At 35.1% G+C, this 22,714-nt stretch carries 18 protein-coding genes; 4 read left to right on the top strand and 14 right to left on the bottom strand.

The window, feature by feature from the left end; genetic code table 11:
- The first annotated feature begins 271 nt into the window (after nucleotides 1–271).
- Both gyrA and JO950_RS16480 read left to right on the top strand, forming a co-directional pair.
- The gene (gyrA, locus tag JO950_RS16475; protein WP_202703622.1) at nucleotides 272–2,920 is read left to right on the top strand and encodes a DNA gyrase subunit A; all 2,649 of its coding nucleotides are present in this window, start codon (nucleotides 272–274) and stop codon (nucleotides 2,918–2,920) included.
- A gap of 43 nt (nucleotides 2,921–2,963) precedes the next feature.
- Nucleotides 2,964–4,232, top strand: coding sequence for a tetratricopeptide repeat protein (locus tag JO950_RS16480; protein WP_202703623.1), 1,269 nt, complete (start codon nucleotides 2,964–2,966; stop codon nucleotides 4,230–4,232).
- Nucleotides 4,233–4,403: 171 nt separating this feature from the next.
- On the opposite strand, the gene JO950_RS16485 is transcribed toward JO950_RS16480, so the two are convergent.
- The 6 genes from JO950_RS16485 to JO950_RS16510 form a co-directional block, all read right to left on the bottom strand.
- Nucleotides 4,404–4,823, bottom strand: a complete 420-nt coding sequence (locus tag JO950_RS16485) for an OsmC family protein (protein ID WP_202703624.1) — start codon at nucleotides 4,821–4,823, stop codon at nucleotides 4,404–4,406.
- 600 nt (nucleotides 4,824–5,423) lie between these two features.
- Entirely contained in the window at nucleotides 5,424–7,415 is a 1,992-nt protein-coding gene (locus tag JO950_RS16490) for a DUF349 domain-containing protein (RefSeq protein WP_202703625.1), read from the bottom strand.
- A gap of 352 nt (nucleotides 7,416–7,767) precedes the next feature.
- On the bottom strand, nucleotides 7,768–8,517 hold the full coding sequence (locus tag JO950_RS16495; RefSeq protein WP_202703626.1) for a shikimate dehydrogenase: 750 nt from the start codon (nucleotides 8,515–8,517) through the stop codon (nucleotides 7,768–7,770).
- The gene (locus JO950_RS16500) at nucleotides 8,517–9,914 is read right to left on the bottom strand and encodes a tetratricopeptide repeat protein (RefSeq protein WP_202703627.1); all 1,398 of its coding nucleotides are present in this window, start codon (nucleotides 9,912–9,914) and stop codon (nucleotides 8,517–8,519) included. The genes JO950_RS16495 and JO950_RS16500 overlap by 1 nt, the downstream gene beginning before the upstream one ends.
- 208 nt (nucleotides 9,915–10,122) lie before the next feature.
- Entirely contained in the window at nucleotides 10,123–11,319 is a 1,197-nt protein-coding gene (locus JO950_RS16505; RefSeq protein WP_202703628.1) for an aspartate aminotransferase family protein, read from the bottom strand.
- An 85-nt stretch (nucleotides 11,320–11,404) separates the two neighbouring features.
- On the bottom strand, nucleotides 11,405–13,075 hold the full coding sequence (locus JO950_RS16510; RefSeq protein WP_230000536.1) for an OstA-like protein: 1,671 nt from the start codon (nucleotides 13,073–13,075) through the stop codon (nucleotides 11,405–11,407).
- 331 nt (nucleotides 13,076–13,406) lie between these two features.
- On the opposite strand from JO950_RS16510, the gene JO950_RS16515 reads away from it, so the two are divergent.
- Complete coding sequence (locus tag JO950_RS16515) at nucleotides 13,407–15,278, top strand: alpha-amylase family protein (protein ID WP_202703629.1); 1,872 nt, start codon at nucleotides 13,407–13,409, stop codon at nucleotides 15,276–15,278.
- Between the two features lie 149 nt (nucleotides 15,279–15,427).
- On the opposite strand, the gene JO950_RS16520 is transcribed toward JO950_RS16515, so the two are convergent.
- From JO950_RS16520 to rsfS, 7 genes are all read right to left on the bottom strand, one after another.
- Nucleotides 15,428–16,207 carry a superoxide dismutase gene (locus JO950_RS16520; protein ID WP_202703630.1) on the bottom strand — a complete coding sequence of 260 codons (780 nt, stop codon included), beginning with the start codon at nucleotides 16,205–16,207 and terminating at the stop codon, nucleotides 15,428–15,430.
- Between the two features lie 8 nt (nucleotides 16,208–16,215).
- Entirely contained in the window at nucleotides 16,216–16,485 is a 270-nt protein-coding gene (locus JO950_RS16525; protein WP_070906669.1) for an acyl-CoA-binding protein, read from the bottom strand.
- Complete coding sequence (locus JO950_RS16530; protein ID WP_089077391.1) at nucleotides 16,485–17,138, bottom strand: phosphatidylserine decarboxylase family protein; 654 nt, start codon at nucleotides 17,136–17,138, stop codon at nucleotides 16,485–16,487. The genes JO950_RS16525 and JO950_RS16530 overlap by 1 nt, the downstream gene beginning before the upstream one ends.
- On the bottom strand, nucleotides 17,128–18,015 hold the full coding sequence (locus JO950_RS16535) for a phosphatidate cytidylyltransferase (protein ID WP_202703631.1): 888 nt from the start codon (nucleotides 18,013–18,015) through the stop codon (nucleotides 17,128–17,130). Before JO950_RS16535 ends, JO950_RS16530 begins: the two co-directional genes overlap by 11 nt.
- 1 nt (nucleotide 18,016) lies before the next feature.
- Entirely contained in the window at nucleotides 18,017–18,622 is a 606-nt protein-coding gene (locus tag JO950_RS16540; protein WP_017496525.1) for a lactate utilization protein B/C, read from the bottom strand.
- 114 nt (nucleotides 18,623–18,736) lie between these two features.
- Nucleotides 18,737–20,662, bottom strand: a complete 1,926-nt coding sequence (gene ftsH, locus JO950_RS16545; RefSeq protein ID WP_017496526.1) for an ATP-dependent zinc metalloprotease FtsH — start codon at nucleotides 20,660–20,662, stop codon at nucleotides 18,737–18,739.
- Between the two features lie 15 nt (nucleotides 20,663–20,677).
- Nucleotides 20,678–21,049 (bottom strand): ribosome silencing factor, encoded by a 372-nt coding sequence (gene rsfS, locus JO950_RS16550; protein WP_017496527.1) that lies wholly within the window; start codon nucleotides 21,047–21,049, stop codon nucleotides 20,678–20,680.
- Nucleotides 21,050–21,142: 93 nt separating this feature from the next.
- Here rsfS and JO950_RS16555 point away from each other — a divergent pair, with 93 nt between their 5' ends.
- Nucleotides 21,143–21,871, top strand: a complete 729-nt coding sequence (locus JO950_RS16555; protein WP_202703632.1) for a biotin--[acetyl-CoA-carboxylase] ligase — start codon at nucleotides 21,143–21,145, stop codon at nucleotides 21,869–21,871.
- A gap of 241 nt (nucleotides 21,872–22,112) precedes the next feature.
- Here JO950_RS16555 and JO950_RS16560 read toward each other — a convergent pair whose 3' ends face one another.
- Entirely contained in the window at nucleotides 22,113–22,505 is a 393-nt protein-coding gene (locus JO950_RS16560; RefSeq protein ID WP_017496529.1) for a hypothetical protein, read from the bottom strand.
- Between the last annotated feature and the right edge of the window lie 209 nt (nucleotides 22,506–22,714).

Genomic DNA, 22,714 nt, shown 5'->3' on the forward strand with positions numbered 1-22,714 from the left:
CTCTTAACTCTTAACTCATCACTCATCACTCTTCACTCTTCACTCTTAACTCTTAACTCTTCACTCATAACTAATCACAAATAACACATAACACAAAAAACAAAAAAAATAACAATAAAAGCGTTAAAATACGCTTAATTTATTAACTAAAACGTAAAATAAAGTTGTTAATAAATCATTGAAATAAGTGTAGGTAAATAGCTGAAAAAATTTCAAAAAAACGTATCTTGGCACGCTTTGAAACTAATATAATTATTTAATATAACAACTTATGTCTGAAGGAGAAAAGTTAATTCCTATTAACATAGAAGATGAAATGAAATCAGCTTACATCGATTATTCGATGTCAGTAATTGTATCGAGAGCGCTTCCAGATGTTAGAGATGGCTTGAAACCAGTGCATCGAAGAGTTCTTTACGGAATGTATGACTTAGGAGTAACATCAAGATCTGCCCACAAAAAATCTGCAAGAATCGTAGGAGAGGTTCTGGGTAAGTATCACCCGCACGGAGATACCTCTGTATATGATGCGATGGTACGTATGGCTCAGGAATGGAGTATGCGATATTTATTAGTGGATGGTCAGGGTAACTTTGGTTCTGTTGATGGTGATAGCCCTGCAGCAATGCGTTATACAGAGGCCAGAATGCGCAAAATCTCTGAAGATATTATGGCGGATATCGAAAAAGAAACAGTTGACTTTCAATTGAACTTTGACGATACCTTATACGAACCAAAAGTAATGCCTACCAGAGTTCCAACTTTATTAGTAAACGGAGCTACAGGTATTGCGGTGGGTATGGCAACTAATATGCCACCACACAATTTAACTGAAGTAATCAACGGTACCTTAGCGTATCTTGATAATAATGATATTGAAGTTGACGAATTAATGACGCATATTAAAGCTCCGGATTTTCCAACCGGTGGTGTAATATATGGTTATGAAGGAGTTCGTGAGGCTTTTAAAACCGGTAGAGGACGTATTGTCATGCGTGCTAAAGTTGGTTTTGAAGAAGTAGACGGAAGAGAATGTATTATCGTTACCGAGATTCCATATCAGGTAAATAAAGCCGAAATGATCAAGCGTACAGCTGATTTGGTTAACGATAAAAAAATTGAAGGTATTGCCAATATTCGTGACGAGTCGGATAGAAATGGTATGCGTATCGTTTATATCTTAAAACGTGATGCTACACCAAACGTAGTATTAAATACCTTATATAAGTATACATCACTACAATCTTCTTTCAGTGTAAACAATATTGCATTGGTAAAAGGTCGCCCACAGATGTTGAATCTGAAAGATATGATTCATTATTTTATTGAGCACCGTCATGATGTAGTCGTTCGCAGAACGAAGTTTGAATTGCGTAAAGCCGAAGAGAGAGCACATATTTTAGAAGGTTTAATTATTGCTTCGGATAATATTGACGAAGTAATTGCAATCATCAGAGGGTCTAAAAATACCGAAGAAGCTCGTGAAAAATTAATCGAAAGATTCAATTTGTCAGATATTCAGGCACGCGCCATTGTAGAAATGCGTTTGCGTCAGTTAACAGGTCTGGAACAGGATAAGTTAAGAGCTGAATTTGAAGAATTAATGAAATTAATCGAACATTTGAAAGCCTTATTGGCCGATGTAAATTTAAGAACTAATTTAATTAAAGAAGAGCTTGAAGAAATTCGTGAAAAATACGGAGACGATCGTCGTTCTATAATAGAATATGCTGGAGGAGATGTGAGTATCGAAGATTTAATTGCCGATGAAAATGTAGTCATTACGATTTCGCACGCAGGTTATATCAAACGTACTAACCTTACCGAATATAAAACGCAGAACAGAGGAGGAGTTGGGCAAAAAAGTGCCGGGACAAGAGATCAGGATTTCCTTGAGCACATGTTCGTGGCAACTAACCACCAGTATATGATGTTCTTTACGCAAAAAGGAAAATGTTTCTGGATGCGCGTTTACGAAATTCCGGAAGGAAGTAAAACGGCAAAAGGTAGAGCTATTCAGAACCTGGTAAACATTGAAAGTGATGATAAAGTAAAAGCTTTCATTTGTACGCAAGACCTAAAAGATAAAGATTATATCAATAGTCATAATCTTGTGATGGTAACTAAACAAGGCCAGGTGAAGAAAACTTCTTTAGAAAAATATTCTAAACCAAGGGTGAATGGTGTTGCTGCCATTACGATTAAAGAAGGAGATGAATTACTGGAAGCAAAATTAACCAACGGAGACAGCCAAATTATTTTGGCAGTGAAATCAGGTAAACTGGTTCGTTTTGAGGAAACCAAAACACGTCCGATGGGAAGAACGGCTTCGGGAGTTCGTGGAATTACTTTAAAAGACGATACCGATGAAGTAATTGGTATGGTAACTATCGATAGAGAAAATGTTAACGATTCACAAATTTTGGTTGTAACTGAAAATGGATACGGAAAACGTACCAAATTAGTAGACGATGATGGTGAAGATGTGTACAGAATTACCAATCGTGGTGGTAAAGGAGTTAAAACTCTTAATATCACCGATAAAACCGGTAAGTTGATCTCTATCAATGCTGTAACGGATGCGGATGATTTAATGATTATCAATAAGTCCGGATTAACGATCAGAATGGCTATTGAAGATTTACGTGTAATGGGTCGTGCAACGCAAGGAGTTCGATTGATTAACTTAAAAGGTAAAGATTCTATTGCTGCTGTAACAAAAGTGATGAAAGATGATGTTGCTGAAGTTGTTGTAGACGAAGACGGTAATGTTATTGAATCGGTTATTGAAAGAGTAAAACCGGATTTAGAAGTTCTTGAAGACGAAGGTGTTGTTGAAGATGAGGATGACGAGGATGACAATACAGAAGAAGAATCTGAAGAAGAAGGCGATTCTGATGACGAAGAATCTGAAGAATAATAGAAAATAAACCACTTAAAATTAAATACACAAATTGAATATTATGAAAAGTAAATATGTAATACTTGCGTCAGCATTATTGATTTCAGTAGCTACTTTTGCTCAAAAGGATCAGATAAAGAGTGCTGAAAAAGCATTAAAAAGCGGAGATGCTCAGGGAGCACTGACGATATTAAAAGATGCTGAAAATATGGTAGTAAATGCCAAAGATGTTGAACAAGCGCAATACTATTTTGTAAAAGGTAACGCTTATTTAGATTTAGCAAATAAAAAAGTAGAAGAAGGGAAAAATCTTTCTTTGGCTGCTGAGACTTATCAGAAACTAATTGATACTGAAAAAACTTCAGGAAAGGTTAAATTCTCTACTCAGGCGGCGGCTTCTATTACTGAAATTAAAGGAAAGCTGATCAATGCTGCTATTGCTGATTCTCAAGCAAGCAAACATGCTGATGGAGCTAAGAAGTTGTATGACGCTTATTTGTTGGACAAAAAAGATACAATCAATTTATACTATGCAGCTTCTACTGCAGTAAATGCTCAGGATTTTGACCTTGCTTTACCAATGTACGAAGAGTTAAAAAAATTAAATTATTCAGGAAAAGGAACAAGTTTTACAGCTGTAAATAAAATTTCTGGTAATGAAGATGGTTTTAACAATGCTAAAGATAGAGATTTAGCTGTAAAATTAGGAACTCACGAAAAGCCTAAAACAGAAGCTATCCCTTCTAAAAGAGGTGAAATCTACAAAAATTTGGCTTTAATTTTAGTTCAAAAAGGACGTAGTGAAGATGCTAAAAAAGCGATTGCGGATGCAAGAAAAGCAAATCCGGAAGATTCTTCTTTGATCTTAACAGAAGCGAACCTTTATCTTGAGTCTAAAGACTATGACACCTACAAAAAATTAGTGGGAGAGGCTTTGCAGAAAGACCCAAACAATGCTGATTTAGTTTTCAATTTAGGAGTAATTAGTGCTAACGCAAAAAACACTGCAGATGCTGAGAAATATTACTTAAAAGCAATCGAAATCAATCCAAGCTATGCAAATGCTTATCTTAACCTTGCAGCATTAAAATTAGAAGCTGAAAAACCAATCATTGATGAAATGAATAAATTGGGGACTACTGCTAAAGATATGAAGCGTTATGATGTATTGAAAGCACAAAGAGAGAATGTTTTTAGAGGAGTTATTCCTTATCTTAAAAAAGCAAATGAGCTAGATCCTAAAAACGAAGATGTTTCTAAAACGTTATTAGGTGTTTATAAAGCGTTAGAAATGACTGCTGAAGCAAAAGCATTGAAAGCTAAAATGTAATTAACGAGAGTTAGTACTCAAAAGTTTAAAATTCCAAATTCCAATGATGCCCTTGCATTGTTGGAGTTTGGAATTTTTTCATTAGGATACATGAAAGTCAATATTTTTAAAATCCAAATTCCAATGGTACTTGAAATTATTGGAATTTGGATTTTTAAATTTGGAATTTTCTTAAGCGATTAGTGTAGCAGACAATGTAATGGTAGTATTTAAAAGTTTAGAAATCGGGCAGATTTCTTTTGCTTTTGTTGCTGTTTTTTCAAATTCCTCTGCTGAAATGGATGGTACTTTTCCTTTTAAGTCTAAATGGATTAAGGTGATAGAGCCGTCTTCAAAGGTTACTGTGGCTTCTGTGGTTAGATCATCGGCTGTGTAGCCACCTTCGTTTAGCAAAAAGCTTAATTGCATCGTAAAACAGCCGGAATGAGCTGCAGCAATAAGTTCTTCGGGATTTGTTCCAACTCCATCTGCAAATCTGGTTTTAAACGATAGTTGTGCATTGTCTAAAGTTGTACTTTGAGTGCTGATGGTTCCTTTTCCTTCCATACCTGTTCCTTTCCAGTTGGCATGTGCTTTTCTTGTAAATTTCATCGTGTTGTGATTTGAATTAATAATTTATTTGGTATTTTGTTGACTGTCAGTAAATAATGTGTTTATCAAATATAATCAATATTTTACGGAATTGTTTTATGAAGTTTAATTGTAGTGTTAAGTTTAGGTACTTTGGTTGAGAAAGGTTTTTAACCGCAAAGGGCGCAAGGATTTTTTACGGGTTATGTCTGTATAATGTAAAGCCTGTGGTTGGACTCTTCGGATTTTGCCTGACTTTGGGGTTACTAATGCGGATGTAGTTATTAAGTCCCTACGGGACAGATGTATAAAGGGGGGTGTAATTACCGATATGTAATCTCTACGAGATTTTTTATGCTTCTATTTTAGTAAAGTAAAATAAAGTGTTTGGTGATTATGGTTCTTTCAGGTAAAAGTGCTTCTTTAGGAGCTTAATATTGGTAAGGAAGCCCAGGTGTTAATGGGGAATGTCCCGTAGGTACTACATGTTGGTTTCGTTCAGGCAGTTTGTGTTAAGCTGTTTTTACAGATAAGGTTAAAAGCTTTTGGAGTACAAAAAAAAGGTGTAATGAAGACTCTCATTACACCTTTGTATATATTATCGGAGTTTAGATCTAGACCTTATTCCTGATTTAAGTTACGCAATTGCTTTAGTTTTTCTTTCCAAACTTCTAAGCTTTCCTTGTGGATTGCGATGTTTTTGCGAACCTCAAGAACAATTGAGTTTTCTTTTTTAGCATTTTTGGTATTGGTAAAGAACTGAATGTTATTCTCCAATTGGAAAATTTCGTTCTGTACTTCTTCAATCTTACGCATTAAGAAGATCTTCTCATTGTCTAATTTACGAGTGTCGTTACTGTCGGATAACGAATCGATTCGATTGGAGAAACGCATCATTTCGGTTTCTTTTTTGCTCAGACTTAGTTTTTCGAAAAGTGCATCTAAGATTTTATTGAATTTCCCTTCAATATGACGTCTTGCGAAAGGTACTTTTCCGTAGCCTTTCCAAATCTCGATATGTGCTTTGATGGCATCCAGATCTGTTTTATGATCACCTGTTAACTGGTAAGCTCTTAAGATGTCCAGATAAGCTTTTTTGTTATCGAAAGCGGCTACTTCATCAACGTTTTCCTCTGATTTATGCTCTTTTAATTTATCAAAATAGTGATTGCAGGCATCTTTAAATTCTTTCCAGATTTTATCGGAATATTTTTTAGGGACGTGACCAATTTGTTTCCACTCTTCCTGAATTTGCTTCATGATTGGAGTAGTGGCGGTAAAATCAGTACTTTCCTGTAGTTCTTTAGCCTTTGCTACTAGAGCCATTTTTTTGTTTAAATTGTCATTTTGATCCTTCTTAATGTCTTTGTAAAATGAATTTTTAAAAGCATTAAAATTTCTAACAGCAGTTTTAAACGCAGCCCAGGTTTCTTCATTCACTTCCGAAGGTACTTTACCAGCAGCAAAAAACTCATTTCTAAGCGCTTCTACTTTCTGAATCTGTACCAGCCATTGAGAGTGAGAGTTTACTTTCTCGGTTCCTAAAACTTCAATTTTGGCAATGATCTCTTTTTTAATTTCAAGATTATTTTGTTCGTTTGCTCTTTGGCTTTCGAACAAAACTTCTCTTTTGTCGTGAATTTTTTTAGTCAGTTCACTAAATCTGTTCCAGATCGTATCGCGGTGTTCTTTAGAAACCGGTCCGATATCTTCTTTCCAGATTCTGTGTAGATCTTGTAATTCACGGAATGCCTTGCTGATGTCGGTTTCATCAACCAATTCTTCAACACGGGCAACTATTTTTTGTTTTTGTTCCAGATTGTGTTTGAAATCCAAATCTCTCGCCTCACGATCTAAATGCAGGTAATCGTAAAAATTCTCTACATGAAAATGGTAATTGTTCCAAACGTGATTGTATTTGTCTTTCGGAATTGCACCTGCATTCTTCCATCTTTCTCTTAAATCATTAAAATGTTTAAGCGTATCCTTGATGTTCTCCTGAGGATTGATGAGCTCTTTAAGCTCTTCAACGATGGCAAGTCTGTTGTCTAAATTTGATTTAAGATTAGTTTGTAAATGTTTAAAATGAACATTTCTTTTTTCTCTAAAAACATTATAATACTCGTCAAATTTAGATTTTAAAGGAGAGTGGTATTCGAATTCTTCATTCGGATCTTGTTTGGAAGCATTGAATTCTTCTTTTTTCTCTTCTATAAAGTGATTGTATTGTAATAAAAACGACTTCTTGATTTCTTCGATGTGATCTTTCACAGACATTACTTTGTCTGTATTGATCAGTTTTTTTAGTTCATCAACAAGTGCATCCAAAGAAAAAGTATCATAATCCTGCATAGGAATTTCATGACGCTCTTTAAGCGTCTCATCTTCACTTTCTTCGGCATTCGAATTGGTTATGGCATCTAATGCAGTCTGATGATTGGCTTCGGTAGTTTCAACAGTACTTTCTGATTCAATCTCATCATTCGAAATTGTATTTTCGGTTACTGCATCGGTATCAGCCGTTTCGATTGCATTATTCTCAGTAGAATCGTTAATGTCGATTTCTAATTTTCCGTCTGCTTCTTGCAGGTTATCATTCTTTTCTTCTAACATTTTTAATGTATAAGGTTTTTATTTTAAAGAGAGCGAAAGATAGTAAAGGTGTTTCTAACTACAAAATAAATCGTTTGTTTATACGTTATTTTACAGTGAAATTCTTAATTATTGCTTTAATTTAAAGATATGATAGGGGCTTTTTTGGAGATTTCTTGAAGTTAATTTAAATTATGAATTGCTGGAATTTTTAGAAATTCAAATGTAAAATGATATCGGAAGGCATTTTTGTTCGTTTTATTTTGATTTGAAACAGAGAAATGGAGTGGGTAATTGTATAAAATAGTTAACCCGACAGGTTTTGAAACTTGTCGGGTTAAAATATTTAAAGTAATGTTCTGTTGTAGTCTTTTTACTTATTCCAGATTTTCCATGCCTTTTCAGCCTGAAAAATAAGCATGTCGTAACCATTTTTTATTACAGCACCTTTTTCTTTGGCTCTCTTTAAAAATTCCGTTTCTGCCGGATTGTAAATTAGGTCGTAGGCAATATGTTTGTCTGTAAAGAACTCATATGGAATATCAGGACAAGCATCGGTGTCAGGTATTGTTCCAACAGGCGTACAGTTAATGATAATCTGAAAGTTATCAAAAGTAGTAGCGTTAATTAAGTTGTAATCGATGATATTATCTTTGGCTTCTCTTGAAACAAAAGTATAGAGTATACCTAATTCATCAAGAGCAAATGCAACTCCCTTAGAAGCGCCTCCTGTTCCCAAAATCAGTGCTTTTTTATGATGAAGTTCGAGCAGTGGTTCTAACGATTTTTTAAAGCCGTAGTAATCGGTGTTGTATCCTTTTAATTTTCCGCTTTTGGTAAATTTTATAGTGTTTACGGCACCGATTAAGGTTGCTTTTTTTGAAAGTTTATCTAAGAATGGAATGACTTGTTCTTTGTACGGGATCGTAACATTTAGACCTTTCAAATCGGGATTGTTTTTTACTAATTCTGTGAAATAGTTAATTTCAGAGATGTCAAAATTTTCGTAGCTGTTGCCAGCGAAAACCTCATCACTGAATTTTTCTGTAAAATATCCTTTTGAAAAAGAGTAACTAATATTACGGCCCAACAAGCCAAAACGTCTTCTTAAAGTATCAATCATTATTGTTTTCTGTGTTTTTCAATGTAATTTTTAACTGTTTTCTTTGACCAGACTACCGGGAATAAATCTTCGATTAGAATGTAATTCTCAAAGTTTAAGCGTAAACCATTGCTTAAGTGAAATTTAGCTTTAGTAGTGTCCTGAGTCATAAAATACAATCCGGCCAATCGGTATTCGATTTCGTTTTCTTCCGGAAAATATTCGGTTGCCTGTAATAAAGTTTGAATTGCACTGTCGAATTCTCCTAAGAACTGAAGGATGTCAACCCAGAATAACCAGGTATCCAGCGCATAATCTCCAAATTCTACTGCTTTTCTGTATCCAAATTCAGCCTCTTCAAAAAAGTTCATTTGTTTGTTGATGGTAGCGTAACGCTTCCAGTACAAACGATTCTGATTGTCGATCGCTAATGCTTTATTAACAAAGAACAGGGCTTTTTGAAAATTTTTCTGGCGCATATGAAAGTCAGTAATGGCAATCCATCCTTTGTCTAAAAGCGGATCTTCATGTACTGTCTGATTGTAATATTGCAAGGCTTTTACCAAATTTCCTAGTTTTTCGTAGCATTTTCCAATGCGTAGTAAAGCATAGGAAGTTGCATCGTCTAACTCAATGGTGCGGTTGTAGCTTTCGATCGCTTCATGGTATTTTTTTAAACGCTCGTAGGCTTTTGCTTTTTCCATAAAGGCACCAAGGAACTCATCGTCGATAAGTGTGGCATAATCAAAAGCACGAATAGCGTTTTCGTATTCTTTTACCCCATAATGCAAACGCCCAAGCTGATGCCAGGCAATTTCGCTGTATGGATTTTTGTTGATGTAATCGTTTAGATAAACAATGGCTTCCTGATTTTGATCTAAAAATTCAAAACAATACACCACATTATAAAGCGCAGACTGATCTTCTAAATCTTCTTCAAGACATTTGATGAAGCTGTCTTTTGCCATCTCAAGGTTATCCATAAAAAGATATTCCATTCCAATCAAGTTGTAAACGTCCGCGTAGTCATCTGTAAATTGCAGGGCAATTTTAAGTAATTCTACCGCTTTTTCGTGTTGATCTCTTTTAGAACAGATATTCGCTTTCTGAATGTAAATTTCCTCGTTGTTAGGTTCGATTGCATACAACTCATTTAAGAGTTTCTCGGCGATTTCCAATTTATCGTCGTAAACCAACATTTCTACTTGTACTAATTTTAAGCCTGTAGATTTTGGGTGTTGGTCTAATGCAAGTTTCAGGGCCTTCTTTGCTAAATTAGCCTTACCTATGTCTAAATAATGAAGAATAATTTCTTCGAATTCTTCAGAATCAAAAAAGAGTACTTTGTTTGTTTTTAACATTGACTCAAATTTGGATAGGGATAGGTTATAATCTTCTTCTTCGTTGCTTAATTGCATACTGTCTTTATTTGAAATTAGCCTGTTATAAATTTAGGCAACCATATTATTGCTGTGGGGAAAGGAAATTAATTGTTTTGAACAATTTAATTAACAATATGGACAGAATTCCGATTCTGTTTTTAGTCCTAATCTTCTGATTTATGAGAAGATTAGGGAGTTGTTATTTTATCTGCTGATAGGGATTTCCTATCCTGATTTGTTTTAATTAAACTTCTTGCTCCTTTTTCAGGATTTCATCCATAACGTTTAAGATTATGGCACAACCTTCTTTGATTTCCTCTTCAGAAATGGTTAAAGGAGGTGTTATTCGTATCGCGCATCCTTCAAACAGCAACCAGAATAAAATGAGCCCTTTGTCCTGACAGTTCAAAATAACCTGATTGGTAATTTCGGTAGTTTCGGTCATGGCGGCAAGCATTAATCCTTTTCCTCTAACTTCCTTTATCAAAGGATGTACCAAAAGCGATCGGAAGAGTTTTTCTTTCTCTAAGGTCTCTTCCATTAGATTTGTTTCAGTTAATTCCTGCAAAGTAGCCAGACATGCTGACGCAATGACAGGATGACCTCCGAAAGTAGTGATATGCCCCAATTTAGGATTTTCGGTTAACAGATCCATTTTTTCTGCCGATGCTGTAAAAGCGCCTACCGGCATTCCGCCACCCATACCTTTTCCCATAACTACAATGTCGGGAATAACATCATAGGTTTGAAAACCAAATAGTTTTCCGGTTCTCCCAAAACCAGGTTGGATTTCGTCAACGATCATCATAGCGCCAACTTCGTCACAGCGTTTTCTGACTTTTTGCAGAAAATTGTCATGAGGTTCAATAAATCCGGCACCACCCTGAATAGTTTCTAAAAGTATAGCAGCAGTTCTGGTCGTTATCTTTTGTAAATCTTCTTCGTTGTTAAAGGTGATGAAATCAACATCGGGAAGAAGCGGTCTGAAGGCCTGTTTGCGCTCTTCAAAGCCCATAACACTCATAGATCCCATAGTATTGCCATGATAAGCATTATGACACGAAATAAGCTGACTGCGGCCTGTTGCTCGTTTGGCTAACTTCAGAGCTCCTTCAATCGCTTCTGTTCCCGAGTTTACCAGGTAAGTTTTGCTTAGTGATTCAGGCAGGAGTGAAGCCATGAGTTTGCAATATTCCACAGCAGGACTTTGTGAGTATTCGCCATAAACCATCACGTGCGAATACTTGTCCAATTGATCTTTAATGGCCTGATTGACCCTCGGGTGCTGGTGCCCAAGTGTACAAGCAGAGACACCTGCTACAAAATCTAAGTATTTTTTATCGTTAGTGTCGTAAATGTACGAGCCAATGGCATGTGAAACCTCCATTCCCAATGGGTATGGTGAAGTTTGTGCCTGGTATTTTATAAAATCTGGATTCATTTTTTTTGAGGTTCTGAGTTTAGTCGCAGTTTTTAGTCGCAGTCGCAGTTTTTATCTACTGAGAACTGAGACTGAAAACTGAAAACTATTTTTTAGTCTTACTCTTAGCGTTTGTGGTGGTCTTCACTGTGGGTTTCTTTTTGTCGTAATCCAAGGTTTCTTTCCTTACTTTTAGAGGTACATTTTTATCTTTAGCCTCTTCGTCTTTTCCCTCCTGGATTAATTTATCGTTCATTTCATTGTCTTCGGCTGTAAAGATATCGTCTTTCGACTTTATTCGTTCGTCGCCGCGCCAGCGCAAGCCTTTTAATTTACGGGCGTTTTCAGGTAAATCGGCTTCGGGATATACGTCACCGTCGACTTTGTTGAAAAATGTGATGGTTTCAATATCGTTATTTTCGATAATCAGATTGATTTTACTGCTTACATTTTTATTGATTCCAATTAGCTCATTGTCATCATTTCGCATGTAGTAGATTACCTCGGTGTTTTTGATAACGTCGACATCATGTAGTTTTCCTTCCCTGAATTTTCCAAATAAATTGAGTCCCTTGACCTGATTATAGCCGGTTCCGAGGGTATCCCGCGAGACTATAAATGTGTTGTTGAGGACTTTTAAAGAGTCCAGCTTTTTGGTGTTTTTGTCACCAATAAGATGCATGACATCTCCTGTGATTTGGCTTTCTCCATTCCAAAGAATCGGGTTGCCAATTAGTTTTGTCAAAGCAGTCTTGGAATTGGAATGGATAGAATCACATTTTCCGCTCATGTCTATTTTGTAAAAACGTACATTGTTGTAAGCTCTTAGAATTCGTTCCCCTTCTTTTCCGGTAACCATCAGTTTTTTTCCGTGAATATAAACTGAATCTTTTTCAACCAGATTAATGGCTACGGCTCTTTTGGTGACAAACATCGAATCTTTGAGCTTGTAAATCTCAGCATAATGGCCTTTTACGATGCCACGATTGATGGAGTCCGTGATTTTTACATTTCGGGTGGCAGAGGCAAATTCAATATTTCGATTATAGTATAAACTGTCCCCTTCTATGAGGCGATCATCATATTTGATGTAAGATTTCCGTAAAAAATGTGCAAGATTCTTCTTGGTGTCATAAAAACCCCTTTCCGTGTAAATATAATTGGATTTACTGGTAATCGTTGAAGGGCCAAGTAAATAGGAGTGTCCTGAATTGCTATAGTAATCTAAATGATTGGATTTGATCACATATTTTGGATTGGTAATCGTAACCGCAGTCAGGAATTGAAACTTTTTCTCGGCCACAAAATACCTTCCTGATTTACTAACCAATGTATTGTCTTTGTTGATGATAGTTCCTTTGGTGTTGTAAAATACCTGCTGAATATTTCGGTCAAAGTTTATTGTATCCGTACTTAAAGTTGCATCAGGTGAACTCATGACTGCGTCACCGGTCGCAAAAGCTTTTTTTACATTACCACTGTATTCGGCATATTTACTGTTTAGAAATAAGGTGTCACCTTGTACCAATTGCACATTTCCAAAAGCTTTAAGATAATTTTCTTTTTGAAAGAAATAAGCTTTATTACAGGTCAGTACAACCCCGTCATGATTCACTTTTACATTTCCGGTAAGCAGTAAAGCACCCGGGATTTCGTTTTCGTTGATTTCTTGAAAATCAGCATTTTCAACAATTATTGTTTTAGGTTTTTGAGCAAAAAGATCTTGTATGCTTAAAAAAAGCAAACAAAAGGATATGAAAAATAGTAATTTCTTCAATGGATTAATTTTTTGTCAAATTTATGAAAAAGGTTATAACCTTTATGGATATTAAGATTAATTTATTAATACGGATTTTTTGAATGGATGGATAGGTTTTAATGAAAAATTCTAAATCAATTTGATAAAAAAATGTTCATTTGGTTTTGAGTTTAATTTATCAACAAAACGAAGTACTCTTACGTTGTAGTTGATGATTTTGTACTTCTATCCAAACAAAAAAGATTTTTAGGTTTCCGTGAATTTAAAAATTAGTCTAAATTTAGAAAATGGTTTTCAGAATAAGGAATGTTATTTCCGATTTGGAGATCAATCAGATTATAAAGAAAATATGATAAATAAGAATTTTTTTGTTGTGGGACTTGCTGTGGTTCTGCTGTTTTCGGCCTGTAAAACCAAAGATCTAAAAATGAATACAAGTAAAGAAGAGACTCGTAAGGATGCTAAAATTGTGGTCTATCAGGTTTTTACGCGTTTGTTTGGAAATAAAAATACCACTAATAAGCCGTGGGGGACGATCGAGGAAAATGGTGTTGGAAAATTTAATGATTTTACAGACAAAGCGCTGCAGGAGATTAAGGATTTAGGCGTTACCCATATTTGGTATACAGGTGTTCCGCATCATGCATTGGTGGGCGATTATAAGGCGTATGGAATTTCAGATGATGATCCGGAAGTGGTAAAAGGCCGTGCAGGATCTCCGTATGCTGTAAAAGATTATTACAATGTAAATCCCGATTTAGCGGTGAATCCGGCAAACAGATTACAGGAGTTTGAAGCGTTAATAGGGCGTACGCACAAAGCCGGACTAAAGCTGATTATTGATATTGTACCCAATCATATTGCAAGAAAATATGAAGGTAAAAGTAACCCGGCAGGAGTAAGAGATTTTGGAGCCGATGATGATGTGAATATGGAATATAAACGGGATAACAATTTTTACTATATCCCAAACAATCATTTTGAAATACCGAGTGGAGATATTCCGTTAAATGGAGAAAAAAATGCACTTGTAGACGGGGTATTTAATGAAAGCCCTGCAAAATGGACTGGAAATGGTTCCAGAAAAGCGAAGCCTGACCAAAACGACTGGTATGAAACGGTGAAAGTAAATTATGGAATTCGTCCTGACGGATCAAAGGATTTTATGGAACTTCCTGCGGGATTTGATCAAAAATCGTATCAGGAACATTTTGCTTTTTGGCAGGACAAAGACGTTCCGGATTCCTGGAAAAAGTTCAGATCTATTGCTTTGTATTGGATTGAAAAAGGAGTCGATGGTTTTCGTTATGATATGGCAGAGATGGTTCCCTATGAATTTTGGAGTTATATGAATTCGGCAATTAAGGTGAAAAATCCAAATGCTTTTTTATTGGCAGAAGTTTACAACCCGAAGGAATATCGTAATTATATTCGTTTGGGAAAAATGGACTATCTCTATGATAAAGTAGAAACTTACGATAAGCTGAAAGATATTATTCGCGGAAAATCACTGCCAGATGGATTGTCGGATATTCAGAAAGGAATGGAAGATATTGAGCACAATATGTTGCATTTTTTAGACAATCATGATGAGCAGCGATTAGCTAGCCCTGAATTTGCAGGAACTCCCGAACGTGGGAAGCCCTTAATGGTGGTTTCTGCGACAATTAGTACGGCTCCAACTATGGTTTACTTTGGACAGGAAGTAGGTGAAGCAGCAAATGAGAATGCCGGTTTTGGAACGCGTTCCAGAACATCGATATTTGATTATATTGGAGTACCAAATCATCAACGTTGGATGAATGAAGGGAAGTTTGATGGCGGGCAGCTTTCAGATTCAGAAAAGAAGCTGCGTGATTTTTATAAGAAATTGCTAAATTTTTGCCTTAAAAGCCCTGCTTTAATGGGAAGTTTTCAGGAAATTCAAAGTGTAAATCGTCAAAATAATAGAGGTTACGACGATTTAATTTATTCGTATGTACGTTGGTCAGAGCATCAAAAACTGATCATCGTGACTAATTTTTCTTCAGAAAAAATAAGTGAATTTGATTTGAAGATTCCTTCGGATATTATTTCAAAATGGAACTTAAGAGATGGAGTTTACCATCTTAAAGATGAATTGTATGAGAAGAGTGTTGTGCAATTAAAAGTAAATAAGGGTGAAGGAGTGGTTAAAGTGAAAATAATGCCTTCGGAGTCATTTATTTTTGAATTAAAGTAATTGTAGACATCTACTTAAGGGGCTGAAAGCCTGAAAGCATGGTGCAACGCACTATGAGAAAAATTAAAAGTGATTATTACCCTGAAAGGGTAAAAGCAAATAGATAAAAAAAGCTGATACTTAAAATGTAGTATCAGCTTTTTTATGATTTATACTTTTTTGACTTTTTTCAAAGCTTCGATGTAATTTTCGTTTACTTTTTCCCAGTTAATATGCTGATAAAAAGCATCAATATAACTCCCTTTTCTGTTTTGGTAATCCAGATAGTAAGCATGTTCCCAAAGATCAATTCCTAAAATAGGAGTTCCGGGAATCAGGGCGTTTTTCATTAAAGGATTGTCCTGATTGTCAGTAGTTGTTATTTGAAGTTTTCCGGCTCTGTCGACAATCAGCCAAACCCATCCGGATCCGAATTGTTTGGTTGCCTGACCTTTGAACTGGCTGGTTAGATTGCTTAAAGAACCAAACTCTTTATTGATCGAACCTGCTAAAGTATCTTTTGGAGTTTGTTCTTTTGGTGTTAGAATATTAAAATAAAGCGTATGATTGTAGTATCCACCTGCATTTTGACGAAGCTTGGCATTGCTAAGATCCATTTTTTTAAGAATATCTTCTATAGGCAGATTTTCAAACTCCGTATTTACAATTTCTTTGTTGAAATTGTTGGTATAGGTTAAATAATGTTTTGAATAATGTGTTTCCAGAGTAAGAGTTCTTATGGCAGGAGCCAAAGCATCATAAGAAAAGGGCAGTTTTGTCAGTTCAAAAGAACCTGGGTCTGCTTTTACATCATTTGGAGATCCAATGGTGATTTTTTCTTCTTTTGTAGGCAAAGGAACCTCTACAACTTCGGTTAACTTATTGTCATTACATGAAAATAATAGAAAGAATGAAGCCAAAATGCTAAAACGAACAATGTTTTTCTTCATAATGTTAGTTATTTTGATGTTAGTGAATTAATGATTGCAATATAGTTTTCTTTGGCTTCCTCAGCTGTAAGATGACTTATTTGCATCCAGGCATTTGTTTTGAAAGCATTTCGTAAATCAAAATTATCCGATTGATTGTAAACTGCTGTTCCAAAAGTTGCTTGTTTGTAATAGGCATAGAGTCTCAACTGCACGTCTTGCGGCAGTGTAGCCTGAGTCATTTTTAAAGCGGTCTCAACGGCCTCTGAAAAACGAGTATCTAAATCTTTTTCAGTCATTAAGCTTTTGTAGCGATGATGGTTTTTCCACCAATTGCTTTTTGGTTTAATACTACATTGATTGGAGTACCTAAAGGTAAAAATAAATCTACTCTTGAACCAAATTTTATAAATCCGGCATCTGTTCCTTGAACAACCTGCATTCCTTCTTTAGCGTAATTTACAATTCTACGCGCCAAAGCTCCTGCAATTTGTCTGTACAATACCTGTCCAAAAGTTTCATTTTCGATTACAACCGTTGTTCTTTCGTTTTCTTCGCTTGCTTTTGGATGCCAGGCAACTAAAAACTTTCCAGGGTGGTATTTACTAAATTTGATGATACCATCCATGGCATAACGCGTTACGTGTACATTAATTGGTGACATGAAGATAGATACCTGAAGACGTTTGTCTTTAAAAAATTCTCCTTCATAAACTTCTTCAATAACCACAACTTTCCCGTCTACAGGAGCAAGAATGTGATCGCTGTTTCTGATTGCGATTCTTTTTGGATTTCTAAAAAATTGCAGAATGATAATTAATACTAATAAACCAGCTAGCTGAACTAATATTCTTAGCCAATTGATATCAATGAATTTTTCAGCAATTAAAAGTACAGCTACTGCGAAAACAGTACCTAACAAAATGGATGGGCCTCCTTCTTTATGAAACATAATATAAAATTTGATAAAATAAAAATATAATTGGTGCTACAAATATAACACTATCTAGTCGATCTAGTACGCCTCCGTGACCCGGCATAATGGAACCGCTGTCTTTTACTCCGGCAACTCTTTTGAATTTGGATTCAATTAAATCCCCAATAGTTCCGAAGATGCTAACGATTAAAGCTATAATCATCCAGATAAGAATAGATTTAGTGCTAAAATCTGCTTTTGGCTGTATGTATAGTTTGGAAATTAAAAATCCGGCAAAGGCAGCAAAAACTACTCCGCCAAGGAAACCTTCAATTGTTTTTTTAGGTGAAATACGTTCAAACAATTTATGTTTTCCCATTGACTTTCCAACTAAATAGGCAAAGGTGTCATTGGTCCAGATTAAAACAAATAATCCAATGATGATTTTTGGATTGTAATCCTTGATACCAAATGAAATTTTAGTGATAAAAAGAAAAGGGAGTGTTACATATCCAAGTAAATAAATGTATTTGGATGTTTTGCTGATGATTTGTGTGTCATCAAATAAAAATACAATACATTTTACGGATACAATTAAGGTAATGATAAGCAGTGCCGAAAAAAGCTTTTCGGTATCCACAGTAATTATAATATTCTCTTTAAATGTTTTACTGATATAGTTTTCAGTTTCCGTTTTATAAAAACTGATTAAAGCGACTGCGCTATAAAACAGGGAAACAAATAAAATTGAAAAAATTTTATTGATCCCGACTAAATTACAGAATTCATAAGTGGCAATAATCAGAAAGATGCCAAAAAGAATAATAAAGCTTTCGGTAGAAAACAGAATAGAAGTTAGTAATAAAGCGATATAAACAGCACCAGAAATGGTTCTCTTGAGTGTTTCGTTCATCTTAAAGATCTTCTAAGAGCAATAAATACAAGTTTTTGGCAACACTTCCGTATTGCGTAAAATCTTCTTCTTTTGCTTTTTCGAAATATTTTATTGTGGTAATATTAGTAGGGTAGTCTCTTTCGTATTTGCGTTTGATCGCGCTTAAACCATCGCTTTTGATGGAAAGTATCTGACTTGTTGTAGCAATAATAACAATGTTTGCAGGTAATTCGTTTGGTTTGTCCTGTCTGATTTGTTTAGATGAGAATAAAATAGAACCTTCGTCAGCAATCAGATTCTCACAAGTGGCAAGTAAAAATTTTGGATTCCTTGGCGAAAGATAAAGTAGTTTATTTTCTTCAAGCAAACTAAAAAGAGCAGGTTCATAACATAGAACTTCGTTTTCGAACCAGTCGTTTTCTTCTAAAATGTTTTCAAATTGTTCTGCAACCTCCTGTTTGTTTTCGCAATACAAGAACTTACCTCCATTTTTTTTGAAATTAAAAATGAATCTTTCATCGATAGATAAATGACTGTCAGGAGCTTGGTTTGCCCCGTATTCACTTTCATGTTCTTCATCAGAAGCTGGCTCACTGGAGCCAAATATTTTTTTGAAAAAATTCATTTTATATGAAATACTTTACATGTTAATTGAAAACGTTCAAAGATAAAAAAATCTTAATTCAAAAGGGTGTTTTGAATTAAGATTTTAAAAAATATTACATATTTATTGAATTATCTATGAAACCACTTCTTCTAAATTTTTATCAAAAGTGCGTTTTCCGAAGATAGCTTCTAAGTCATCTTTGAAAATAACTTCTTTTTCAATTAATATGTCAGCTAGTTGATTTAGCTTGTCTTTATTTTCTTCAAGAATTTCAATGGCTCGTTGGTACTGACCTTCAATTAATTCTGAGATTTCTTTGTCAATGATTTTTGCAGTTTCGTCAGAATATGGTTTTGAAAAATTGTATTCGCTTTGACCGCTTGAATCGTAATACGTAACATTTCCAATTTTATCATTCAAACCATAGATCGTTACCATAGCACGAGCCTGACGTGTAACTTTTTCTAAATCGCTTAATGCTCCGGTAGAAATTCTGTCAAAAGTTACTTTTTCAGCAGCTCTTCCGCCCATAGTAGCACACATTTCGTCTAACATTTGATCGGTTCTGACGATTTGTCTTTCTTCCGGTAAGTACCAGGCTGCTCCTAAACTTTGTCCACGAGGAACAATCGTTACTTTGATTAGTGGTGCAGCATGTTCTAACATCCAGCTTACGGTAGCGTGACCAGCTTCGTGAATGGCGATAGCTCTTTTTTCTTCCGGTGTAATGATTTTGTTTTTCTTTTCAAGTCCACCAATGATTCTGTCCACAGCATCAAGGAAGTCTTGTTTGTCTACTGCTGTTTTGTTGTTACGGGCGGCAATAAGAGCAGCCTCGTTACAAACATTAGCAATATCAGCACCAGAGAAACCAGGAGTTTGTTTGGCTAAGAAATCAAGGTCAAGACCTTCTACTTTTTTGATAGGTGCTAAGTGAACTGCGAAAATTTCAGCTCTTTCACGAATGTCCGGTAAGTCAACAAAGATTTGTCTGTCGAAACGTCCTGCACGCATTAAAGCTTTGTCAAGTACATCGGCTCTGTTGGTTGCAGCCAGAACAATTACGTTAGAGTTGGTACCAAAACCGTCCATTTCTGTTAGTAATTGGTTCAATGTATTTTCTCTTTCGTCATTTCCGCCTGACATATTGCTTTTTCCTCTTGCTCTACCAACAGCATCAATTTCGTCGATAAAGATGATGGCTGGAGATTTTTCTTTGGCTTGTTTGAATAAATCACGTACACGTGAAGCACCAACACCTACGAACATTTCAACAAAATCAGAACCTGATAAAGAGAAGAACGGAACCTGAGCTTCACCTGCAACTGCTTTTGCCAGTAATGTTTTACCTGTTCCCGGAGGGCCTACTAGTAAAGCTCCTTTTGGGATTTTACCTCCAAGATTAGTGTATTTTTCAGGGTTTTTTAAGAATTCTACAATTTCTTGTATTTCTTCTTTTGCGCCTTCTAAACCAGCTACATCTTTAAATGTAGTTTTAATATCGGTTTTCTCATCAAACAACTTAGCTTTCGATTTTCCAATGTTGAAAATTTGTCCGCCACCGCCACCGGCACCACCTGACATTTTGCGCATAATGAAAATCCATACACCAATAATGATGATGATGGGTAGCAGACTGATTAAAATGTCGCTCCAGTTGTTTTTCTGTAAGAAATTAAAATCTTTCAGTTTGCCTTCGCCAACTGCTTTTTCAAGCTTTGTTTGGAAGATTTGATCGTTACCAATTTCTAAAGTATAATGAGGACCTTTATTAGGTCTGTCAAAAATATCTTTAGCTACTTTTTTATTAGCTGCGTCTTTAAGAGCCGCAGCGTTTAAATATACTTCAGCTTCAGCTTTGTTATAAACGATTACTTTTTCAATTTGCCCTTTTTCTAATAAAGTGTTGAATTTAGAAGAAGTTAATTGAGCAGGTTCGCTTAAGTTTGATCCACCGGTTGCAAAACTTATAAATAAAAAAACCAGAAGTATTGCAGTATATATTAACCAGGGACTTATTTTAAATTTACTCGGATTTGGATTATTATCTTTAGCCATTAGAAGAAATTTTCTTTAGTATTTGTTTTCGATTGTAGTTATTTTGGCATCACCCCAAAGGCTTTCGATGTTGTAATATTCTCGAATGTGTTTTTGGAAAACGTGCACTACAATGTGTACATAGTCCATAAGAACCCATTCCGCATTATCGGTTCCTTCTACATGCCAGGGTTTGTCCTTTAAATCTTTTGATACAGTTTTTTGAATTGAATTTACAATGGCATTAACTTGGGTATTTGAACTTCCGTTGCAAATGACAAAATAGTCACAAACTGCAGTGTCTATTTCTCTTAAGTCAAGAATATCGATATCATTTCCTTTTACTTCTTCAATCCCTTTGATTATGTTCGCCAATAGAACATCATTATTAACAGTCTTTTTCGCCATGAATTATTTTATATGAATTTGTAAAGTTACCAAATTTTGTGATTATTTTTGAACCTTAACAAAATATTAAATTAAGTTATTTAAATTACTTAAATGAAACTAATCAAACTCGATGCCATAGATTCTACAAACGATTTCCTTAAATCATTGTCAAGTCAGGATGAACTGGAAAATTTTACTGTAGTGACGGCTGAAAATCAGACAAAAGGCAAGGGGCAGATGGGAGCTAAGTGGCAATCTGAGGTGGGTAAAAACTTAATTATGAGTGTTTTGGTGAGAGATTTTGTCTTTAATAATGAACATGTTTTTAACCTTAGCGTTATAGTGTCTTTAAGTGTAATTGAGGTACTAAAATCTCTAAATATTCCTGATTTAAGTATAAAATGGCCAAACGACATTATGTCATACAATAAGAAAATTGGTGGCATACTTATAGAAAATACTCTCAAAAGTGATGGCAGGATTGTGTCAGTTGTTGGATTGGGCTTAAATGTCAATCAGACTAATTTTGATGAACTTCCAAATGCCTCTTCATTGGCAGTGATTTCGGGTAGTAGTTTTGAGAAAGAACTTTTGCCTTATTTGATTGTCGAGAAAATGAAAGAGACGATAGGAGCATGGGAAGTTAATTCTAAACATTTATGGTCTGTTTATTTTAATTCATTGTTCCGAAAAGGTGTTCCAATGCCATTCAGGAACCTCGAGAATCAAAACTTTATGGGAATCATTCAGGGGGTGTCACCTGTAGGCAGGATTCAAATTCTGTTGGAAGACGATTCTGTTTCAGAGTTTGATATTAAGGAGATTCAGATGCTTTATTAGAAGGTTCTAAGTTTTTTTTTGAGGTTCAAAGGTTCAAAGGAGCAAAGGCTTTGTCGTTTTAATTGTATCGTGTGTCATTTCGACGTGAGGAGAAATCTTCGCGAGAAACTCGGCAAAGATTGATTATTTATATTGTAAAGACTTTTATTTCCACGAACTAGGAATAAATAATGGTGCGAAAAAAAACCTGATTGTTAAATCAGGCTTTCATTTATAATTCACAATTAATAATTAATCATTGTTAAAGTTTAGTCATATTGTTTGCTAAAGTTTCGATGAACTTGCTGATTGGTCCTTTGATCATCATAGCCATCATAGCATTGAATTCGCCTTCAAAAAACAATTGAACGGCACTTTCTGAGCCAGAAACGCTGTCAATATTTGAAGTTAAGGTAAATGGAAGTTTATCGCTCGCAGCTCCCAGAACAATTTTGCTTGGCGCGGTTTTGTCTTTCATTTTAAGTTTTATTTCCGGCATGCCTTTCAATCCAAAAATAAAAGCATCTTCGCCAATTACTTCAAATTTAGCAATATTATCCGGCATTAATTTTTCGAAATTCTTTACATCAGTCAATAAGTCAAATAAATCCTGAGCTGATTTCTGAACGGTAACTTTTGGACTTTCTAAGTTCATATATTAATTTGTTTTTTTATTTTCATTTAACCGCAAAGGGCGCTATGGATTTTGATTTTCTTTGTGTATACAAACGCAAAGTTCGCAAAGCTGTATTTTTTAATAATTTACAAAAGGAGCGTAGCGACTTTTAGAAAATCTAAAATCTAAAATCTAAAATCTAAAATCTAAAATCTAAAATCTAAAATCTAAAATCTAAAATCTAAAAT

The sequence above is a fragment of the Flavobacterium sp. UGB4466 genome, assembly GCF_903469665.1.
GTDB classification, from domain to species: Bacteria; Bacteroidota; Bacteroidia; order Flavobacteriales; family Flavobacteriaceae; genus Flavobacterium; species Flavobacterium lipolyticum.

Excerpts from the sequence above, each read along its gene's own strand:
- JO950_RS16530 (WP_089077391.1), bottom strand. The coding sequence starts at position 17,138 with ATGTTTCATAAAGAAGGAGGCCCATCCATTTTGTTAGGTACTGTTTTC.
- rsfS (WP_017496527.1), bottom strand. The coding sequence starts at position 21,049 with ATGGCGAAAAAGACTGTTAATAATGATGTTCTATTGGCGAACATAATC.
- JO950_RS16490 (WP_202703625.1), bottom strand. The coding sequence starts at position 7,415 with ATGTTAGAAGAAAAGAATGATAACCTGCAAGAAGCAGACGGAAAATTA.
- JO950_RS16495 (WP_202703626.1), bottom strand. The coding sequence starts at position 8,517 with ATGATTGATACTTTAAGAAGACGTTTTGGCTTGTTGGGCCGTAATATT.
- JO950_RS16505 (WP_202703628.1), bottom strand. The coding sequence starts at position 11,319 with ATGAATCCAGATTTTATAAAATACCAGGCACAAACTTCACCATACCCA.
- JO950_RS16525 (WP_070906669.1), bottom strand. The coding sequence starts at position 16,485 with ATGACTGAAAAAGATTTAGATACTCGTTTTTCAGAGGCCGTTGAGACC.
- JO950_RS16520 (WP_202703630.1), bottom strand. The coding sequence starts at position 16,207 with ATGAAGAAAAACATTGTTCGTTTTAGCATTTTGGCTTCATTCTTTCTA.
- JO950_RS16560 (WP_017496529.1), bottom strand. The coding sequence starts at position 22,505 with ATGAACTTAGAAAGTCCAAAAGTTACCGTTCAGAAATCAGCTCAGGAT.
- JO950_RS16480 (WP_202703623.1), top strand. The coding sequence starts at position 2,964 with ATGAAAAGTAAATATGTAATACTTGCGTCAGCATTATTGATTTCAGTA.
- JO950_RS16555 (WP_202703632.1), top strand. The coding sequence starts at position 21,143 with ATGAAACTAATCAAACTCGATGCCATAGATTCTACAAACGATTTCCTT.
- JO950_RS16540 (WP_017496525.1), bottom strand. The coding sequence starts at position 18,622 with ATGAATTTTTTCAAAAAAATATTTGGCTCCAGTGAGCCAGCTTCTGAT.
- ftsH (WP_017496526.1), bottom strand. The coding sequence starts at position 20,662 with ATGGCTAAAGATAATAATCCAAATCCGAGTAAATTTAAAATAAGTCCC.
- JO950_RS16535 (WP_202703631.1), bottom strand. The coding sequence starts at position 18,015 with ATGAACGAAACACTCAAGAGAACCATTTCTGGTGCTGTTTATATCGCT.
- JO950_RS16485 (WP_202703624.1), bottom strand. The coding sequence starts at position 4,823 with ATGAAATTTACAAGAAAAGCACATGCCAACTGGAAAGGAACAGGTATG.
- JO950_RS16515 (WP_202703629.1), top strand. The coding sequence starts at position 13,407 with ATGATAAATAAGAATTTTTTTGTTGTGGGACTTGCTGTGGTTCTGCTG.
- gyrA (WP_202703622.1), top strand. The coding sequence starts at position 272 with ATGTCTGAAGGAGAAAAGTTAATTCCTATTAACATAGAAGATGAAATG.
- JO950_RS16500 (WP_202703627.1), bottom strand. The coding sequence starts at position 9,914 with ATGCAATTAAGCAACGAAGAAGAAGATTATAACCTATCCCTATCCAAA.